The following is a 677-nucleotide window of genomic DNA, read 5'->3' as shown; positions in this document are numbered from 1 at the left end:
GTAATCCCATTGGTAATATTGTACTTGATTGTGTTTTTGATCGCTTTGTAATCTTTCCTTATTCCTAATAAAAAAGTTTTTAGGGTTTGTAAATTTGTATTCCAAAATTCTTTCATCCATCTTATTAGTTTGTCAGTTTCCGTACCTGTAATAATACAGTAAAAGGATTTAGCTGCCTCATACATCTGTTTAAACCAATAAAACTCAGACAACGTTTCAATAAGCTCTTCCTCCGGCTTATTAACCTTTTTTTGATAGATTGATTTGTTAATGATGACGGATATTTGTTTGAGGGACCATAGTTTCCCCCTTTCGTCTATTGGTTTCCCTTTTCTATTTGGTTTGAAACATTTAGGTCTAAATCCTCTGTGTCCGTCACTCAAGTATCTGTAGTGGTCATAGAATGATGTCAAACTTCCCTTGACCCCCATTTTACAAATCTCGACATGAAGGCTTTTTAGAGCGATTCCATTTTTAACCCCGTCTTCAACGTACTTATCATACAAATGGTAGTTGTTCCTCTGCTTACTATTTCGCGTAGGAAGTTCTTGCATTCTACAGAATTTGGTTGCAGTCTGCCGTGCTATTCCCAGCTTCTTAGAAATGGCAAAAGGTTTAAATCCCTTTTGTTGTAATTCTTTCACTTCTTTAAACTTTATCATGCGGGAATCTTCTTT

At 35.5% G+C, this 677-nt stretch carries 1 pseudogene; it reads right to left on the bottom strand.

The features are described from left to right. Nucleotides 1-662, bottom strand: a pseudogene (locus ACESQI_RS24135) (ISL3 family transposase); the annotation flags it as partial. Nucleotides 663-677: the final 15 nt, after the last annotated feature.

This window comes from Bacteroides sp. HPS0048, assembly GCF_964240755.1.
Taxonomy (GTDB): domain Bacteria; phylum Bacteroidota; class Bacteroidia; order Bacteroidales; family Bacteroidaceae; genus Bacteroides; species Bacteroides nordii.
This window is presented reverse-complemented; position numbering and strand designations above follow the sequence as displayed.